At 60.0% G+C, this 17,064-nt stretch carries 15 protein-coding genes and 1 tRNA gene; 5 read left to right on the top strand and 11 right to left on the bottom strand.

Going from position 1 to position 17,064, the window contains the following annotated elements:
• Positions 1-121: 121 nt before the first annotated feature.
• Together WC811_RS15910 and WC811_RS15905 are read left to right on the top strand one after the other, a co-directional pair.
• Complete coding sequence (locus WC811_RS15910; RefSeq protein WP_372646300.1) at positions 122-787, top strand: class I SAM-dependent methyltransferase; 666 nt, start codon at positions 122-124, stop codon at positions 785-787.
• A 665-nt stretch (positions 788-1,452) separates the two neighbouring features.
• Entirely contained in the window at positions 1,453-2,649 is a 1,197-nt protein-coding gene (locus WC811_RS15905) for a sensor histidine kinase (RefSeq protein ID WP_372646299.1), read from the top strand.
• Between the two features lie 736 nt (positions 2,650-3,385).
• Here the strand turns inward: WC811_RS15905 and WC811_RS15900 are convergent.
• The 7 genes from WC811_RS15900 to WC811_RS15870 all read right to left on the bottom strand — a co-directional run bounded on the left by WC811_RS15900 (position 3,386) and on the right by WC811_RS15870 (position 10,576).
• Entirely contained in the window at positions 3,386-3,688 is a 303-nt protein-coding gene (locus WC811_RS15900; RefSeq protein WP_372646298.1) for a hypothetical protein, read from the bottom strand.
• Positions 3,688-4,554 (bottom strand): hypothetical protein, encoded by an 867-nt coding sequence (locus WC811_RS15895; protein WP_372646297.1) that lies wholly within the window; start codon positions 4,552-4,554, stop codon positions 3,688-3,690. Before WC811_RS15895 ends, WC811_RS15900 begins: the two co-directional genes overlap by 1 nt.
• Positions 4,555-4,843: 289 nt before the next feature.
• A tRNA-Glu gene (locus WC811_RS15890) sits at positions 4,844-4,918 on the bottom strand.
• A 110-nt stretch (positions 4,919-5,028) separates the two neighbouring features.
• Positions 5,029-6,861, bottom strand: coding sequence for a single-stranded-DNA-specific exonuclease RecJ (gene recJ / locus WC811_RS15885; protein WP_372646296.1), 1,833 nt, complete (start codon positions 6,859-6,861; stop codon positions 5,029-5,031).
• A gap of 118 nt (positions 6,862-6,979) precedes the next feature.
• Positions 6,980-7,981, bottom strand: coding sequence for a class II fructose-bisphosphatase (gene glpX / locus WC811_RS15880; protein ID WP_372646295.1), 1,002 nt, complete (start codon positions 7,979-7,981; stop codon positions 6,980-6,982).
• A gap of 34 nt (positions 7,982-8,015) precedes the next feature.
• Entirely contained in the window at positions 8,016-9,341 is a 1,326-nt protein-coding gene (locus WC811_RS15875; protein ID WP_372646294.1) for a homoserine dehydrogenase, read from the bottom strand.
• 8 nt (positions 9,342-9,349) lie between these two features.
• A complete protein-coding gene (locus WC811_RS15870; protein WP_372646293.1) occupies positions 9,350-10,576 on the bottom strand; it encodes an LL-diaminopimelate aminotransferase in 1,227 nt (408 codons plus the stop codon).
• A gap of 388 nt (positions 10,577-10,964) precedes the next feature.
• On the opposite strand from WC811_RS15870, the gene WC811_RS15865 reads away from it, so the two are divergent.
• Positions 10,965-12,773 carry a PHA/PHB synthase family protein gene (locus tag WC811_RS15865; protein WP_372646737.1) on the top strand — a complete coding sequence of 603 codons (1,809 nt, stop codon included), beginning with the start codon at positions 10,965-10,967 and terminating at the stop codon, positions 12,771-12,773.
• Between the two features lie 52 nt (positions 12,774-12,825).
• Here WC811_RS15865 and WC811_RS15860 read toward each other — a convergent pair whose 3' ends face one another.
• The 3 genes from WC811_RS15860 to WC811_RS15850 all read right to left on the bottom strand — a co-directional run bounded on the left by WC811_RS15860 (position 12,826) and on the right by WC811_RS15850 (position 14,750).
• Complete coding sequence (locus tag WC811_RS15860) at positions 12,826-13,146, bottom strand: hypothetical protein (protein WP_372646292.1); 321 nt, start codon at positions 13,144-13,146, stop codon at positions 12,826-12,828.
• The gene (locus WC811_RS15855; RefSeq protein ID WP_372646291.1) at positions 13,143-14,456 is read right to left on the bottom strand and encodes an O-acetylhomoserine aminocarboxypropyltransferase; all 1,314 of its coding nucleotides are present in this window, start codon (positions 14,454-14,456) and stop codon (positions 13,143-13,145) included. Before WC811_RS15855 ends, WC811_RS15860 begins: the two co-directional genes overlap by 4 nt.
• Positions 14,457-14,543: 87 nt before the next feature.
• On the bottom strand, positions 14,544-14,750 hold the full coding sequence (locus tag WC811_RS15850; RefSeq protein WP_372646290.1) for a hypothetical protein: 207 nt from the start codon (positions 14,748-14,750) through the stop codon (positions 14,544-14,546).
• A gap of 405 nt (positions 14,751-15,155) precedes the next feature.
• Between WC811_RS15850 and WC811_RS15845 the strand changes: the two genes are divergently transcribed.
• Both WC811_RS15845 and WC811_RS15840 read left to right on the top strand, forming a co-directional pair.
• On the top strand, positions 15,156-15,380 hold the full coding sequence (locus tag WC811_RS15845; protein WP_372646289.1) for a hypothetical protein: 225 nt from the start codon (positions 15,156-15,158) through the stop codon (positions 15,378-15,380).
• 377 nt (positions 15,381-15,757) lie between these two features.
• Complete coding sequence (locus WC811_RS15840; protein ID WP_372646288.1) at positions 15,758-16,528, top strand: arginyltransferase; 771 nt, start codon at positions 15,758-15,760, stop codon at positions 16,526-16,528.
• Positions 16,529-16,534: 6 nt separating this feature from the next.
• Here WC811_RS15840 and WC811_RS15835 read toward each other — a convergent pair whose 3' ends face one another.
• On the bottom strand, positions 16,535-16,966 hold the full coding sequence (locus tag WC811_RS15835) for a hypothetical protein (RefSeq protein WP_372646287.1): 432 nt from the start codon (positions 16,964-16,966) through the stop codon (positions 16,535-16,537).
• Positions 16,967-17,064 lie beyond the last annotated feature (98 nt).

Raw genomic sequence — 17,064 nt, 5'->3', positions numbered from 1 at the left:
CTCGGAACAAAATGAGTGCGTGAGGCATAGAAAAATACGAGTGAGCCAACCGACGGCCCGACCTCATTGCCGCCTTTGCTGAAAGACCGCTGGCGTTGATTTATAAAATCAAGGCCGTTAAATGCGTGAACTCGGCGAAACAATCGGAGGCCGCGTGGCGAGGAAGATGGATCCATCACTCGATTACGACAACATCGGCGGCAATTTCTACGATAAGTACAACACCCGGAATCCAATAGCGCGTTACTTGGTGGACGGATTTCTAAGAACATTCGACGCGTTGGTCGCCGAGGCCGACGTCCCGACTGTTTACGAGGTCGGTTGCGGCGAAGGGGCGCTATCCCTGAGGATGCTTTCCAAGGGTCTCGAAGTAAGAGGGTCCGACGTGGACTCAAGCATTGTCGAAACGGCGAACAGAAGCGCCCTTGCCGCTGGCTATAGCGCTCCGTTTTCCGTTCGCAATATTTATGATCTGCAGGCTTCCGAAGCTGCCGCTGAGCTTGTTATCTGTTGCGAAGTCCTTGAGCATGTGCCGGACCCGGTGGTGGCACTCGATTGTTTGGCAACACTAGCGCGGCCCTACCTCCTCGTTAGCGTTCCACGCGAGCCATTGTGGAAAGTGTTAAACATTGCGCGAGGCAAATATATATTTCGGCTGGGCGATACGCCGGGCCACATCAATCATTGGTCTACCTACCAATTCGTCAGATTCCTCAGAAAGCGTTTTGACGTAATCACAATCCGAACGCCACTGCCTTGGACCATGGCACTTTGTCGTCTACGTTGATCCACCGCCTTCGAATTGGTCCGACCCAAAATGTGGATTTTTTTCTCCACAGGGATGGTATGGCTTGACGACGTTCACTCTTCCGGATCGACGCGAAACGATTTGGACTTGACGCAGTCGCAGGTGGGGCCGCGATACATGTTCGTCGCATAATGACGCTTTCCAGCGCACCCGTTTAAAATCCCGGATATTTTCGTCCGATACGTCGGCTCGGGTGGCTCTTCGCCTTCCAGGGTGGAAGCAATGGGTCTTTCTTGGGGCCAACCAATACAGTCGGCGCACTCCTAGACGACGACACGGAAGAAATGACAATCGACGAGAATCGGGCGACGGGAACGAACCAGCAGCAGATGTCAGAACAGGACGCCGACGGGCAGTCAGAATAGAAAAAGAGAAAAGGCTAAGGTGCGGCGGCCGGACGTCTGCAAACTCGGCTTCGCTGAAGGCCGACGGTTGCTTATCCCAAAAGCCGACGTTCATTCGAGCCGTGTTCGCGGTCCGCGTATGGTCGGAAACGATGTATGCAGTGGATCAAGATTGAGCTCTTAATCGCAACTGCAAGCTGCGATACGCATTGACTTTGAATCAGCGCCGGCCCTAGCTAAACCCACCTCGCGGAGCATGGACGCGAATGCGGCTCCTTCCATTGCCCTCCGGAGGACGCCATGACGGCAGATAGCAGTTTAAAATCAACAACAGTTTTGGTCGTCGAAGACGAGATGGTGCTTCGTATGCGCGCCGTCGATATTGTCGAAGACGCTGGCTTTACGGCGGTGGAGGCTGTCAACGCGGACCAAGCACTCCTTATCCTTGAACAGCGCTCTGACATTTCGATGCTGTTTTCCGACATCCAGATGCCGGGAACCATGGACGGACTGATGCTGGCGCATGCTGTGAATGAGCGGTGGCCCGACATAAGGATCATACTGGTCTCAGGCCAGATAACTCCAACCGAAGCTGAAAAACCTCCCGAGAGCAAATTCTTTGGCAAGCCGCTCGAAGTCGTACAAATGATCGCCGAACTCCAAAAGATGGTCGGTGTCGGAGCGCTCACGATTGTTCCAGAGCTGAATGAGGTGCCCTTCGACGCAAGCGGCAATCAAAGCGGGTTGAGCCAGCTAACTCATACTGAGGAAGTGCTGACTGCGGAAAATGACGGATTGCGGCTGCTGCTTGAGCAAGCGGCCATCAACGCTAGGGCCCTCCTAAAACAGGCGGGCATCGAAGCGAAGGAACGCGAAGCATCCGATAATCTGCAAAAGCTCATTATGGGTGAACTTCACCACCGCATCAAAAACACCCTTGCGACGGTCAGTGCAATCGCGGGACAAAGCCTAAGAACCGCACCGACTCTCGTGCACGCTCAAAAGGCTATCGAGAGCAGGCTTACGGCGCTCGGACGGGCACATGATTTGCTCCTGCAGGTCCACTGGGCGAATGCCAGTCTTGCCACCACCGTGCGTTCAGCAATAGAGCCATTTGACAATCAGGGCGCCGGACGTATTTCAATCATAGGGCCAGATCTTTCGATTTCATCGGGCGCCGTCATCTCTTTGGCCATGACGTTAAATGAGCTCTGTACCAACACCACAAAGTTCGGTGCCCTGTCAGTGCCGGCCGGGCGTGTATCAATAGCTTGGACGGTGGATGAAGGCGCCGGACACCTCAATCTGAAATGGATGGAAACGGGTGGCCCGGCGGTCAATGTCCCGACGCGCCGCAGCTTCGGCACGCGAATGATGGAGTCTCTTGGCAACCAGCTCAGTGGTCGGGTTGAGCTATCATATAATCCGTCAGGCTTTATCTATCAGCTTGATGCTCCACTCAGCGCCCTCAGAGCGAAAAGCGGGCCGCCGTCCTAAACTGGTTGTCGCGGCGCTCATGTAATTCAGTCTGATGACGTCCGCTTTTTCGGCTTCGCGTCGATAGACGAGAAATCCAGTTTTGACCCATTTGAAGTCGAGCGAGAGGTAGATGCTGACGCGCCGCACGTTTGCACAAACTGCTGGTCGAGCCCCCAAAGCAAGCATTCAAGAGCACGCCTTTAAATTCGTACAATTTTCCTACCGGCACTTTTACGGTAGCGGACAAACCTGCACAGCAGACGCGTGCTTTCGGATCGCGAGCAACAGGCTGATCCCCCGCGTCGCTGGAGCTCGTGCCGCAGCAACCACTTTCCCGCACAACGCTTTCGGATGGGGTGGGACTAATGTTTGCGCGGCGCTGCGGCTGAAACCGAATCATTCGGACGGAGCCGCCTCGTTGATTAACCTGCGGGGCACAGCCACTTACCGACGAAACTCACCAAATCGTGAAACCTCATCATTCCACGCTCATCACCCGGTTATTCCCCATCAATGGCCGTCGCATGAATCTGGCTATTGTATTGGCCTTATTCGTCTTCCTTTTATGGCGAACGGCAAACGGCAAACGGCATAATCTATCCCTCGAGGACCTCGAACGGTGCGTGACCGTGCTCGCCTACGCGGTCGCCGAATTCAGCCGTGAATACGCATCGCTGCTCGACGTCGCAGAACGGGAGCTCGAATTGGCGCGCCAGGAAGACCCCGTTGTCAAGGCGCGACGGATTCTCGAGGCTTACACGCGGGACGGCGGCGTGAAGGCAATCTTCGCCAGCACCGCGTGCTTGAAGGCTAAGGTATAGCCTTCGCCATAAGGCTGCCCGTCGTCCGCATGACCCATCAGCGCGTCGGTCAGCGAATCTTTCGCTTCCGGAAGGTGGATCAGACGGTCCTTGAACGTATGGCGCAGTGAATAGACCTTTTGCCGGTCGCTCTGGAAAAGCTTACGGGCGGCGAAGGCCTTGTTTAGAAGCGCCGAAAGGCTCGCCTCCTTATCGATGTAGCGAGGGAAGCCGCCGGGGTTGGCCTGCATGGCCATCATGGCGCAACCGACGAGGGGATCTCGCGGGCGGATTCCTTGGTCTTCAGGACGCGGTTCTTCGGCGCGATCCTGACGTGAGGAATGTCGCCTTTGAGCAGGATATTCTCCGGCAGAAGGTTGCAGGCCTCGCTGGTGCGCAGCCCCGTCTCGACCATCGGGTAGATGACGCCGCGCGCTTCTGGATTGATGTCATCGAACAGGCCGTCCTGCAGCAGCGTGTGCTGGACGTACTCCACCGGAAAGGCCTCGCGCTGTTGGCATTCGTCGTCGGGAAACAGCATCCCTTCGAAGTGGTTGACGATGTCCATCAGGTAATGGCGGCGGATGGTGTTGTACATTCCGCCCACCTGCTTGAGGTACTTGTTGCCGGTGTGGTTGGTGATTTGCTCGTCGAGAATGCGCTCCTGCAGTTGCTCACGGAAATTGATAACGTCATTACGCGTAATCTGATGGAGGGCCTTGTCGGCTTTGACGACGGCCCTGAACTTGCCCAGCGCGAGGTTCTTGGCGTCCCGCCATTTCTTGAGTTGACCCAGCGACTTCTTCTTGAGGTCGACAGCTCGAATGGTCTCGACGGTGGCGACCATGTCGGAGATCTTGAGGCGATCCTCTTTCTTCGGCGGGAGCTTGGCGCCGCCGAGCAGCCCCCGGAAGACGATCTCGTTGCCCGCGTTCTCAGGTGAACTCAGAAGCGCAATGCGCTGCGCGATGGCTTCGATGCCGGCCTCCGAAAGCTCGACGGCAGGTATGTACGGGACCCCGAAAGTTTTGGCGACCGCGATCGCTTCCTCGAGGTAGTGCGGCGGGTGGACATCGTGTCCCTCTCGCTTGGCGCGCCAGAACTCCTCAAGGTCGCGCATCATGCGGTCGACGACGGCCTTGGGCGGTCACGCCGCGTGGGTCAACGGTGATGCGCACACGGGTGCTTCGGGCGACGCGGCTTGCGCGAATCAAAGGCGGCGAATTCGGACGGGATACGGCGGATGAAGTGCCAAAATCCATCCTTCTTGATGGGCTTTACGGGCTCGACGGGCCTTGCCATGTCTGGGTGATCCTAGAGGTTTGTTTCCGGATGAAGCCAGTTGCGCGGCCCGACAACGGGCGATTTGGCCAGAAAACCTAGGATTTTGAATGGCAGAGGGGTGACGAAAATGGCGCTCCCTACGGGAGTCGAACCCGTCTTTTCAGATTGAAAATCTGACGTCCTAACCGATAGACGAAGGGAGCGTCCGTCGGAAGAGGCACCCTATAGTCGGCTTTGGGCGTCTTTGGCAAGCCGCGTGGGGTCGATCGTTCCTGCGACAGGATGGGCCATCCGGGGGAGGGCCCATATTTCCCTATTGGCGGCGCGGATCGGCGGCGTCTTCGATCTGCATTTCGATGCGCTCGCGACCACCCCAGGTGTCTCTGCGCAGATGGCCGGCGACATGCAGCGGCATCCCGCTGGCCGACGTCAACAGGTCGCCCAACGGCTGGCCTGCGGCCCGAAACGCGACGCCGTCGACGCGAGAGCCGTCGCCGCCTTCCAAGATCACGCGGACGTGCGCGCCTGCGATGATCTTGCCGAATTTCACGCGATGCGCGGGCAGCGCGAAGCGGGCCTCGGCGTTACCCTGGCCGAACGGACTGACGCGCTCGATCAGGTCCATCAGTTCGGGTGTTGCACCGGACGCGACGAGCGACGCATCGATGTCGAAGTGAGCGATATCGCCCGAGCCTTGTGCGGCCACGCCGATTTGGTTTTGCAGGAACGCCTCGAGCGGGGCGAGGCTCGCCCGGCTGACCGTCAAGCCCGCGGCCATGGCGTGACCGCCGCCTTTCGCCAGTAGACCCGCTGTGACCGCCGCGCGAATAGCGGCGCCAAGATCGATGCCGGGTACGGAGCGCAGAGAGCCGGTTCCCATCTCGGTCGCGTCCCAGGCGATGACACACGCGGGACGGCGGAAGCGTTCGACGAGGCGGCTTGCGACGAGGCCGACGACGCCCTTGTGCCAGGCATCGGAGCCGACGACGAGAATGGCGCGCGTCGGATCATCGGTCACTTGGCGATCGGCAATTGCCATTGCCTCTTCGAGCACGGCCGTCTCGATATCCTTGCGTTCCTTGTTGAGCCGGTTGAGCAGCTCGGCGATGCGCTGCGCTTCGACCGGATCGGACGTCGAGAGCAACGTTGCTCCGAGCGCGGCGTTGCAGATGCGGCCGCCAGCATTGATGCGGGGGCCGAGGATAAAGCCCAGGTGATAGGGTGTCGGCGCGACCGCCAACCCGGCAACGTCGGCAAGCGCCGTCAGGCCGACGTTTTCCCGCGCGCGCATGACCGCGAGGCCCTTCTTGACGTAAGCGCGATTGAGGCCGACGAGCGGCACCACGTCGGCGACCGTCGCAAGCGCGACCATATCGAGGAGCGCCAGGAGGTCCGGCTCGCGCGACCCGCTGTAGGCCCCCCGGCGGCGGAGTTCGCGCGTCGTCGCAACGAGGACGAGGAAGACGACGCCCGCGGCACACAGCATCCCCTGCCCTGAAATGTCGTCCTGGCGGTTTGGATTGACGATGGCGTTGACGTCCGGAAGGCGCTCGTCGGCTTGGTGATGGTCGATGATGACGACGTCGGCGCCGAGTTTGCGCGCGGCGGCCAGCGGCTCGTGGCTTGTGGTGCCGCAGTCGACCGTCACGATGAGCTTGGCGCCCTCGTTGACGAGGCCTTCGATGGCCGCGGTGTTCGGGCCGTAACCCTCGAACAGGCGATCGGGAATGTAGATGCGCGCCGGGGTATCATGAAATTCCAGGAAGCGTTTCATCAGCGCCGATGAGCAGGCGCCGTCGACGTCGTAGTCGCCGAAGATCGCGACGTTCTGCTTTGCCTGAATAGCGTCGGCCAGACGCGCGGCGGCCTTGTCCATGTCGCGCAGGGAACTTGGATCGGGCATCAGCGCTTTGAGCGTCGGATCGAGGAACGTCGCGACGGCGTCGAGGCCGATGCCGCGCGCCGCCAGAACGCGGCCCATGAGGTCGGGCAGTCCGTGGCGCTGGCTGATCGCCGTCGCGATTTGCTTCAAATGAGCGGGCAAGCGTTCGCGCCACGCAAAGCCGCGCGCGCTTTTGGTAACCCCGAGAAACGAACGCTCGGCCGCGCCGTCGTCCGTTTCAACTGCCGCTAGATTTGGGCGCAACCGGTTCCCCGCCGCTTCTCAAGATCGACCTACACTCGTTTCAAGTTGTAGGTCGATTCGGTCTTTCAGACGGCACCGGCCGGCGTTGTCCCCCACAATCGCGAGGGAGACGGCAGCCTCAGACGAAGCGCGAACCGACGTTGCGGACCGTCGACTTGATGCGGCGGACGGTGCCCGTCTTGGCGCGCATGACGACCGTTTCCGTCTCGGCGAAGTCGCCCCGCACGCGGACGCCCTTCAGCAGAGAGCCGTCCGTGACGCCGGTGGCGGAGAAGACCACATCGGCGGACGCCATGTCCGCGAGCTTGAATATCCGCTTGATGTCGGAAATTCCCATCTTCTCGGCGCGCTGGCGCTCTTCATCTTTCATCGGCATCAGGCGACCTTGGATCTGGCCACCGATGCAGCGCAACGCCGCCGCCGCGAGAACGCCCTCAGGCGCGCCGCCGGAGCCCATGTAGATGTCGATGCCTGTTTCTTTCGGGTCCGTCGTCCAGATGATGCCTGCGATGTCGCCATCGGGAATAAGCTGCACGCCAGCACCGGCTTCACGGACGGCGCGGATCAGTTCGGCATGTCGCGGGCGGTCGAGGATGCAGGCCATGATCTCCGAGATCGGCACGCCCTTCGCCTTGGCGAGTGCATTGAGATTGTCGGCGGGCGTGGCATCGAGATGAACGATATCTTCGGGATAGCCAGGGCCGATCGCAATTTTGTTCATGTACATATCGGGCGCGTGGAGAAGGCCGCCCTTCTCCGCGATGGCGAGAACCGCAAGCGCGTTCGGCATAGCCTTGGCGCAGATGGTGGTGCCTTCGAGTGGATCGACCGCGATATCGACTTCCGGCCCCTCGCCGGTTCCGACCTTCTCGCCGATGTAGAGCATCGGCGCTTCGTCCATCTCGCCTTCGCCGATGACGACGGTGCCACGGATCTCAACGCGGCCGAGTTCGCGGCGCATTGCGTCGACGGCGGCTTTGTCAGCTGCTTTCTCGTTGCCACGGCCGACCAAGTGCGCGGCAGCAATCGCCGCTGCTTCCGTCACGCGTGCAAGTTCGAGCACCAAAATTCGATCGAGACCCGGCCCGTGCGTGCCGCTCGATTGTTCAGCCCTGCTCATGATCCATGTCCTTCCGCGGTGTCCGAGGCGTTGTTCAAAGTTCTTCGATGCGTATCATTTGCGGGCGCTCGGTGACGTTGCCATCCTTCTCGATGGCTTCGAGCGCTTTGCGCATGGCTTGTTCGGTCGTCTCATGCGTGATGATGATGACCGGCTGATCCTTGTTCTTCGGGATGCGCGATCCGACTCGCGGCGCATGCAATGTCTGCGGTCGGTGCTGCACGATGCTTTCGAGCGAAATGTCCTGATCGCCCATGCTTTTGGCGATATTGGCCATGGCGCCGGGCTTATCGTAGAGCGCGAGACGAACGTAATAGGAGCCGTAGTGCTGATCGAGCTTGGCGCGCTTGTGCGCTTTGAGCTTCGCGGTCGGCGTTACGAACGGCGGGACGATGAGGCCGCGGGCGATATCGAGAATGTCGCCGGCAACCGCCGACGCTGTCGGCTTTGCCCCCGCGCCCGGACCGACGAGCAAGATATTGCCCGAGAAGTCGCCGTCGATCGCAACCGCGTTGGTGATGCCGGAAACCTCGGCGATGGCTGAATCCTTATAGACCAAGGCCGGGGAGACGCGGGCTTCGATGCCAGTCTCGGTTTCGGTCGAGACGCCGAGAAGCTTGATGCGGTAGCCGAGGCTGTCGGTCGCCTCGATATCGGCTTGCGTGATCGACTGGATGCCTTCGACGTGGATCTGCTCGAAGGCGACGCGCGTGCCGAAAGCGAGGCTCGTCAACAAAGCCAATTTATGCGCGGCGTCGAAACCGCCGATGTCGAACGACGGATCGGCTTCGGCGTAACCGAGTTCCTGAGCCTCTTTCAGAACGTCGTCGAAAGCGCGATTCTCGCTTTGCATCTTCGAGAGGATGTAATTGCAGGTTCCGTTCAGGATGCCGTAAACGCGCTTGACGCGGTTGGCGCCCAGCGCTTCACGCAGCGTCTTGATGACAGGGATGCCACCCGCCACGGCCGCCTCGAAGTTCAACGCGACGCCGTTCTTTTCCGCGAGCCGCGCGAGTTCGAAGCCATGCTTCGCGAGGAGCGCCTTATTCGCCGTGACGACGTGCTTCTTCGCGCCGAGCGCTGCCTCGACGGCGGCTTTCGCGACGCCGTCCTCGCCGCCGATAAGTTCGACGAAGACCATGTTCGAGGGATCGACGGCGAGCGCCACCGGGTCATCGAACCATTCGACGCCATCAACGGCGATGCCGCGCTCTTTACTGCGGTTACGCGCCGAAATTCCGGTCACGCGAATGTCCCGGCCGACGATGTTTGCGAAATGCGGTCCGTTCGCCTGAAGCAGTCCAAGCAAACCGCCGCCAACCGTTCCTAGTCCGGCAATGCCGAGTGTGAGAGGTTTCATGATTTCAATTATCGTGTCGCGGACTTTTGCGGGCGGGAAACGGGAGCCAGAGTTTCAGCTGGTTCGGAGAAAAGCTTCTTGATCGAACGCGCGGCCTGACGAATGCGTTGCTCATTCTCGACGAGCGCAATGCGAATGAAGCCTTCGCCGTATTCGCCGAAGCCGACGCCGGGCGAGACCGCAACGTCGGCTTTTTCGATCAGCATTTTCGAGAACTCGACGGAGCCCATATCGCGAAAGCGGTCCGGAACGGGCGCCCAGGCGAACATCGTCGCGGGCGGCGGCGGAACGGGGAAGCCGGCTTTGGCGAAGCTGTCGACGAGGACGTCGCGGCGGCTCTTGTAGAGGGCGCGAATTTCATCGACGCAATCCTGCGGCCCGTTGAGCGCGGCGGCGGCCGCGACCTGGATGGGCGTGAAGGCGCCGTAGTCGAGATACGACTTCACCCGCGCCAGCGCGCCGATCAGGCGGGAGTCGCCGACGGCAAAGCCCATGCGCCAGCCCGGCATGTTGTACGTCTTCGACAGCGACGTAAACTCGACCGTGATGTCCTTCGCGCCCGGCACCTGCAAAATCGATGGCGGCGGATTGTCGTCGTAATAGAGTTCGGCGTAGGCGATATCGGACAGGATGATGAGATCGAGCTTCTTCGCGAGCGCAACGGCTTCCTTGTAGAAGTCGAGGTCGACCGTCATCGCCGTCGGGTTCGACGGGTAGGACATCACGACAGCCAGCGGCTTGGGGATCGAGTGCTTTACCGCGTGCTCCATCGCACGCAGGAAATCTTCGCCGTTGCTTGCCGGCAGATGCCGAATGGCGGCGCCCGCAATGATGAAGCCGAACGAATGGATCGGGTAGGTCGGGTTCGGCACCAGCACGATGTCGCCCGGGGCGGCGATCGCTTGGGCGATGTTGGCGAAGCCCTCCTTCGATCCGAGCGTCGCGACGATCTCGGTTTCGGGATCGAGCTTCACGCCGAAGCGGCGCTCATAGTAAGCAGCCTGAGCCTTACGCAGGCCGGGGATGCCCTTCGAGGCGGAATAACGATGGGTGCGCGGCTTGTTGATCGTCTCAATCAGCTTGTCGACGATGTGCTGCGGCGTCGGCATGTCGGGATTGCCCATGCCGAGGTCGATGATATCGGCTCCACGCGCTCGTGCAGCCGCCTTCAAACGGTTCACTTCCGCGAAAACGTAGGGCGGCAGGCGCTTGATGCGGTGAAACTCTTCGTTCAAAGGTCTTTATCCTTCGGCACCGCAGCAAAGGCGGCGAAAATCGGACCGGCTAGGGTAAGTCTCAAAAGAGGGACGTTTAACCAAGCTCACCGTCCGGATAAGGCTTGGCCGCACGCCTCTTTACGCTTGCTCGCCATGGTCCGTCCAGTGCTGCGGGACGAGGTTCCGGCGGACAGCGTCGAAGGGCGTCACTTCTCATAATTCTGCGTTGCGGGAGGAAACCCGCCTCAGTCACGGTTATGCCATCTCTCCCTACCTATTGCTAAGGGCCGCCATGGCCGATTCGCGCTTGATTCGACTCTGGTCTTGACGGCAGTGTCGCAGGGGTTTTGGCGAAATCGTGCACGATGCCGACGGGACAAAACATCAGAAAGCTTTTGACGCCGCAATGCCGCAAGACAGCCACGAGCTACCACCCATTTTCTCGGCTTACCGGATCCCCGATCCCGAGGCGTTCGCCACGAACATCTTGAAGGCGTTCGAGCAGGGAAGCGCGGCACTTGCTCAGCTTGCTGAACGTCCGGACGCGAAGTCCGGGCCGTACACGCCCGCGAGCGAATTTTCCGCCGCGACCGAGACGCTGACGTCGTTCGTTCGGAAGTGGCTTTCCGACCCGATCAAGCTTTCCGAGGCGCAGGCTGAGTTCTTCCGGCTGTTCGGCGCGCTTTGGAACAACGTTATTACGCGCATGATGAATAAAGACGTGCCGGCGCTCATCCAGCCGGCACCCGGCGATAATCGGTTCAAGGACCCGGAGTGGAATCACAATCCGTTCTTCGACTTCTGCAAGCAGGCGTATCTGCTGGCCTGCAAATGGGCGGAAGACCAACTTGCCGCAACCCAGGGACTCGATCCGCTCGAGCGGCATCGCGCCGAATTCTATCTGAAGCAGCTGACGAGCGCTTACTCGCCGTCGAACTTCCCGATCACGAACCCCGAGGTGCTGCGCGAGACTCTGGCGTCGAACGCCGAGAACCTTCTCAAGGGCGCGACGATGCTCGCGGACGATTTGCGGCGCTCGGGCGATCTGATGAAGATCAGCCAAACCGATCCAAGCGCATTCGAACTCGGCCGCAATCTGGCAACGACCCCCGGCAAGGTGGTTTTCCAGAACGAGCTTTTGCAGCTTATTCAATATAGCCCGACGACGGAGAAAGTCCGCGAACGGCCACTGATCATGATCCCGCCGTGGATCAACAAATATTACATCCTTGATCTGACGGCTTCGAAGAGCCTCATTAAGTACGTGGTCGACCAGGGCTTCACGGTGTTCATCGTCTCATGGGTCAACCCCGATGAGCGGCTCGCCGACAAAACATTCGAAGACTATGTTCTCGAAGGCATCCTCGAAGCCGTTCGGGCCGTGCAAGACGAGACGAGCGTCGAGAAGATCAACGTGCTCGGCTATTGCGTCGGCGGCACCGCTTTGTCGACCGGCCTCGCCTACCTCGCCCAGCGCGGCGAAGAGCCGTTCCAATGCTGCACCCTGCTAACGACGCAGGTCGACTTCTCGCTCGCGGGCGATCTGTTGCTGTTCACCGACGACGCGCAGCTCGCGAACCTCGACGCGCTGATGACGGAGCGCGGGTTCCTCGACGGTTCGCGGATGGCGAACGTCTTCAATATGATGCGGCCGCGCGATTTGATCTGGCCCTACGTCGTCAATAACTACCTGCTCGGCAAGAAGCCGTTTCCGTTCGACCTGCTCTACTGGAACCAGGATTCGACGCGGATGGCCGCCGCCAATCACAAGTATTATCTGCGCGAGTTCTATAATGGAAACCGGCTCGCTGCGGGCGAGATGACGTTCGGCGGCATCAGGCTCGACCTCAAGAAAATCAAGCTGCCGATCTTTTCTGTGGCGGCGCGCGAAGATCACATCGCGCCGGCTGCGTCGGTCTTTCGCGGCCTTCAGATGTTCGGCGGTCCCGTCGAGTTCGTGCTCGCCGGTTCGGGGCATATCGCAGGTGTGGTCAACCCGCCCGACAAGGTCAAATACCAGTATTGGACCGACGGAACGGCGCTCTCGAATATCGCCGACTGGCAGGCGTCCGCGGTTGAGCATCCCGGCTCGTGGTGGCCCTACTGGATCGAGTGGCTGGCGCAGCAATCCGGCGGCTGGATCCCGGCCCGTAAAGCCGGAACGAAGCTTGGCGTGATCGAGGACGCTCCGGGCACATACGTCAACGCGCACTAACCGGACGCGCTTGTCGCCCGGGTGAGCGCTGCAGTCGAAGCGACGCGTGCCGCTACGCCAATTCGAACTCGCCCTCGTAGTCGACGGGCCAGAGCACGGTAAAATCCTCGCTATTGAGCGCGCGGAACGCTACGGCGTTGATATCAAGCTCGTCGGACGCGTCCTCGACGATCGGCTCGATCTTTTCCCAAACTTTCGCCGCGTTCTTTGTGAGCAAGACGAGATTGATCACGCCCTCGCCGGGCTCGTGACCATCGACCTCGGCCGATGTGGAGTTGCCGAGCGCTTCGATCAAACGATCTTCAAGCGCAATGACTTTTTCGAGCGTGTCGTCGTCGTCGCCCTGAAACTGAAGAACAAGCTGGTGATTCATGGTCCCTTTTCCGTCGACATCTCAACAGCAGCGAGCGCCTGTTCGAGATCGCCAATAATGTCGTCTATATCCTCGATGCCGATCGACAGCCTGACTACGTCCGGTCCCGCACCGGCGGCAATTCGTTCGTCATCCTGGAGTTGCCGATGTGTCGTCGACGCGGGATGAATGACAAGGCTTCGCGTGTCGCCGATGTTGGCGAGAAGGCTGAACAGCTTCAAGGCCGAAACGAGCTTAACGCCCGCTTCATATCCGCCTTTGAGACCAAAGGTGAAGACGGCACCCGCGCCTTTTGGACAGATCTTTTTATGGAGCTCGTAGTTTGGGCTTTCCGCAAGTCCGGCGTAGCTCACCCAGGCGATTTTCGGATGGGTATCGAGCCATTGAGCCACAGCGAGGGCGTTATCGCACTGGCGTTGCATGCGAAGCGGCAGAGTCTCGGCCCCTGTCAGGAGAAGAAAGGCGTTGAACGGTGAGATCGCAGGGCCGAGGTCACGCAGCCCTAAAACGCGTGCCGCGATCGCGAAGGCCATCGGGCCGAAGGCTTCCGCGAGCTTCATGCCGTTATATGAGGGGTTCGGCTCGACGAGGGATTTGTAGCGATGGGGGCTGGCGAGCCAATCGTAGGTTCCGCAATCGACGATGGCGCCCCCGATAGAGTTGCCGTGGCCGCCGATAAACTTTGTCAGGCTGTGGACGACAATATCGGCTCCGAAATCCTTCGGCTTGCAGAGGTACGGCGTCGCGAGCGTGTTATCGACAATGAACGGAACGCCAGCCTGTTTGGCTATCGCCGATATAGCCGGGAGATCAACGATTATTCCGCCCGGATTGGCGATACTTTCGCAGAAAATCGCTCGCGTTCTGGGCGTGACGGCTCGGGCGAAAGACTGGGGGTCCGTGGCATCTGCCCAGACGACGTTCCAGCCGAATTTCTTGAACGAATGATTGAACTGGTTGATCGAGCCGCCATAGAGCTGACGCCCGGCGATAAACTCGTCGCCGGGTTCGAGGAGCGTATGAAACGCGAGGAACTGGGCGGCGTGCCCCGAGGCAAGCGCGAGCGCCGCGGTGCCGTCTTCGAGGGCTGCAAGGCGCGCTTCAAGTACGGACTGCGTCGGGTTGGTTATGCGCGTGTAGATGTTTCCGAACGCCTGCAGCCCGAACAGCGCCGCAGCGTGGTCGACATCCTCAAAGACATAGGACGTCGTCTGATAAATCGGTGTTGCCCGCGCCCCTGTCGCCGGGTCGGGGGCAGCTCCTGCATGAACCGCGGCCGTCGCGAATTTTTGTGTCCGCTCTAAAGGCATCGCAATCGCTCCTCGTCGGCATTTTCGCCGACAGGGAGCCGAGGCCGGGCCAGCGTGTCAACTGGCCAAGTCCTTCATAAGCATTTTTCAGAGGTCGGCGGACTTGCCCGCTGTTCCGCAGTGCCACCTTTGGATCACCCAATTGGGATGATCGCCGATCCACTTGGCCATTTCGATCTGGCCATTGGTCATGCACTGTCCGGCGCTGACTGTCTCACCTTCGAAATTGAGTGTGACGTCCTTGCAACGGGCCGGCTGGTCTACCAAGCAAACGGCGACGACAAGTTCAATCATAGGACCTCCAGGTATCGGTCTGGCAATCGCTCGTTGAAGCGATCCGGTTTGCCCTGGGCGGTTCCTCTGGTCGGCTTTTTATTCGTTCTTGGGACGATTATGCGAGTATGCGGGAAATATTCCCCTGCACAAGAACAAGGCTGTCGCACGTCCTGCCTATTCTGTGGTCAGGAAGATTTGCCGCGGCACGTGTTGCCCGATCACCCTCATCCCGCCATCAAACCGTATCGCATTCGCCACAGTTTGGCCTTGCCACGCTCACCGTCGGCGTTGATAAGCAGCGCGAAGGCCACAATCGATTCGATTTCCACCGAAAGGGCGATCAGTCGGCTTGTGCTGATGGTGTGGTCGGGGCGATGTGAGCGGTGAGTCGCAGGGGCAATTTCTAAGGCGGCAGATCAGCATATGACGAGTCACGGAGCCCGAGGGGGCCAGAGTGCGGCGTGGGGCGACGCGCAAGCGTCCGGAACACCTACGGTTGGTTGGTTCGTGCGCCGTTCGGCGCTTTGGGTGAGCATCATGGTTCTTGCCCTGGTTTTGGCGTGCACGCTTTACGGTTTCGCCAGCCAGGTCGGGGCGAATGACGTTCGAGGCGTTCCGAAGGCGCCGCCGCCCGAATTTAAAGTCTGACGTTGAAGGCGATCATAATCCCATAGCGACCGAGTTGCTTGTCGCGACGGGCAGGACGTATGCGATCTCGCGCGTGCGCGTTCCGGGTGCCCATGATCCTTGCTTCAGCCTTCGAATGCCAATGGTTGACTGACGCGGAGCCCGGCTCGCTCTTCATCCGGGATTGGGACAACCGCCGTGTTGCCTACAAAACAATCGACGTCCGGCACCGCCCGGCGCGCCACTTTGACGAAAAAGCCTGCTTTTGCTCTGCGGTGCTTCGATAATTTTGCCTGTCGTTCACTATTGATGCTGCGTAGTGATCACCAATACCTTGAATTTGGGCTCTTCATCCTCCTATCATCAAAAGATCGCCCGAGCCCGAGGGACGCGTCTGAATGACGGAGCAGCAAAAGAAGTTTCCAGAGTTCTACGTGACGGCTCCGCAGCCGTGCCCCTATCTATCAGGCAAGCTCGAACGCAAGCTTTTCACGCATTTGACGCACGACAAGCCGCCGGAGCTCGTTGACCGTCTCCTGACGACAGGCTTCCGGCGTAGCCAGAACATTGCCTACGTGCCCTATTGCGAAGGCTGCCAAGCCTGCGTCTCCGTGCGCGTCCTCGTCAACGAGTTCGAGCCGGACCGCTCGATGCGCCGAACCTTGAAAAAGAATTCCCGGCTCGTTGCCCAACGCACCGCGCCGACGCCGACGATGGAGCAATTCCGGCTTTTCCGCGCCTACATCGACGCTCGCCACGGAGACGGCGGCATGGCGGACATGACGATGCTCGATTACCGAATGATGGTCGAAGATACCGTCATCGAGACGTTCCTGACCGAATACCGCGAGAAGCCGGAGGGAGCCGAAGATCTCGACTTCGATACCTGGCCGCTCAAGGCCGTGGCGCTCTGCGACCGGCTGACGGACGGTATTTCGATGGTCTACAGCTTCTACGACCCGGAAGACGTCGACGCCGGCCTCGGCACCTACATGATCCTCGAACACCTCAACTTCGCCCGCCGGATCGGACTGCCGCACGTTTACCTCGGCTATTGGATCGAGGGGTCGCGCAAAATGGCTTACAAGACGCGGTTCAAGCCGCAGGAGCGCCTCGGCCCGGATCGCTGGGAGCGCGCGCCAGCCGACAGCGAGGATGACCAGGGCTGATCTAGGTCAGTTCGCGAGTTCGGCGTCTAGTTTCTGGAACATGTAGCTCCATTTCGCAGATTGCGTATCAACGAGCATTTTCATGCGGGCGCGAAGCTCGACTATGCGGGAGCAATCGGGCGTCTCGGCGGTCGCCCCCTCCTGCCCCATCGATGCGATGGCAGAGAGCAATTCGTCGGTCGTGCGGTCATAGACCACGGTTTTTTCGTCCTTCACGTACGGCTTGGCGTTCGTGATGAACTCATCGTGGTTCCAGTGCCGCTTATTCTTGAGCTCGCGCAGCTTTTCCTGAAACAGCGGACGGTTCTCGGAATTCAGGTCGCGAAGACTTCCGGAGGCCTGTTCGACAACCGTTTCGAAATCTTCCTTCGCGCAGGCGGGCGGCGCCTCGTCGGCCCGCGGATACGAGCAGCCCAATGCCAACGCAATTGCGGACACTCCGGCGCCGGCCACCGCTCGTCTTAGAAACCCACCCATGGCCAGCAGTCGTAGCTTCCAGCCTGCAAAGCCACAAGCTCCGCAATCGACAGGCGCGC

The sequence above is a fragment of the Hyphomicrobium sp. genome, assembly GCF_041659645.1.
Lineage (GTDB): Bacteria > Pseudomonadota > Alphaproteobacteria > Rhizobiales > Hyphomicrobiaceae > Hyphomicrobium_B.
Note: the sequence above shows the minus strand (reverse complement) of the source record. Positions and strands in the feature narration are given on the sequence as shown.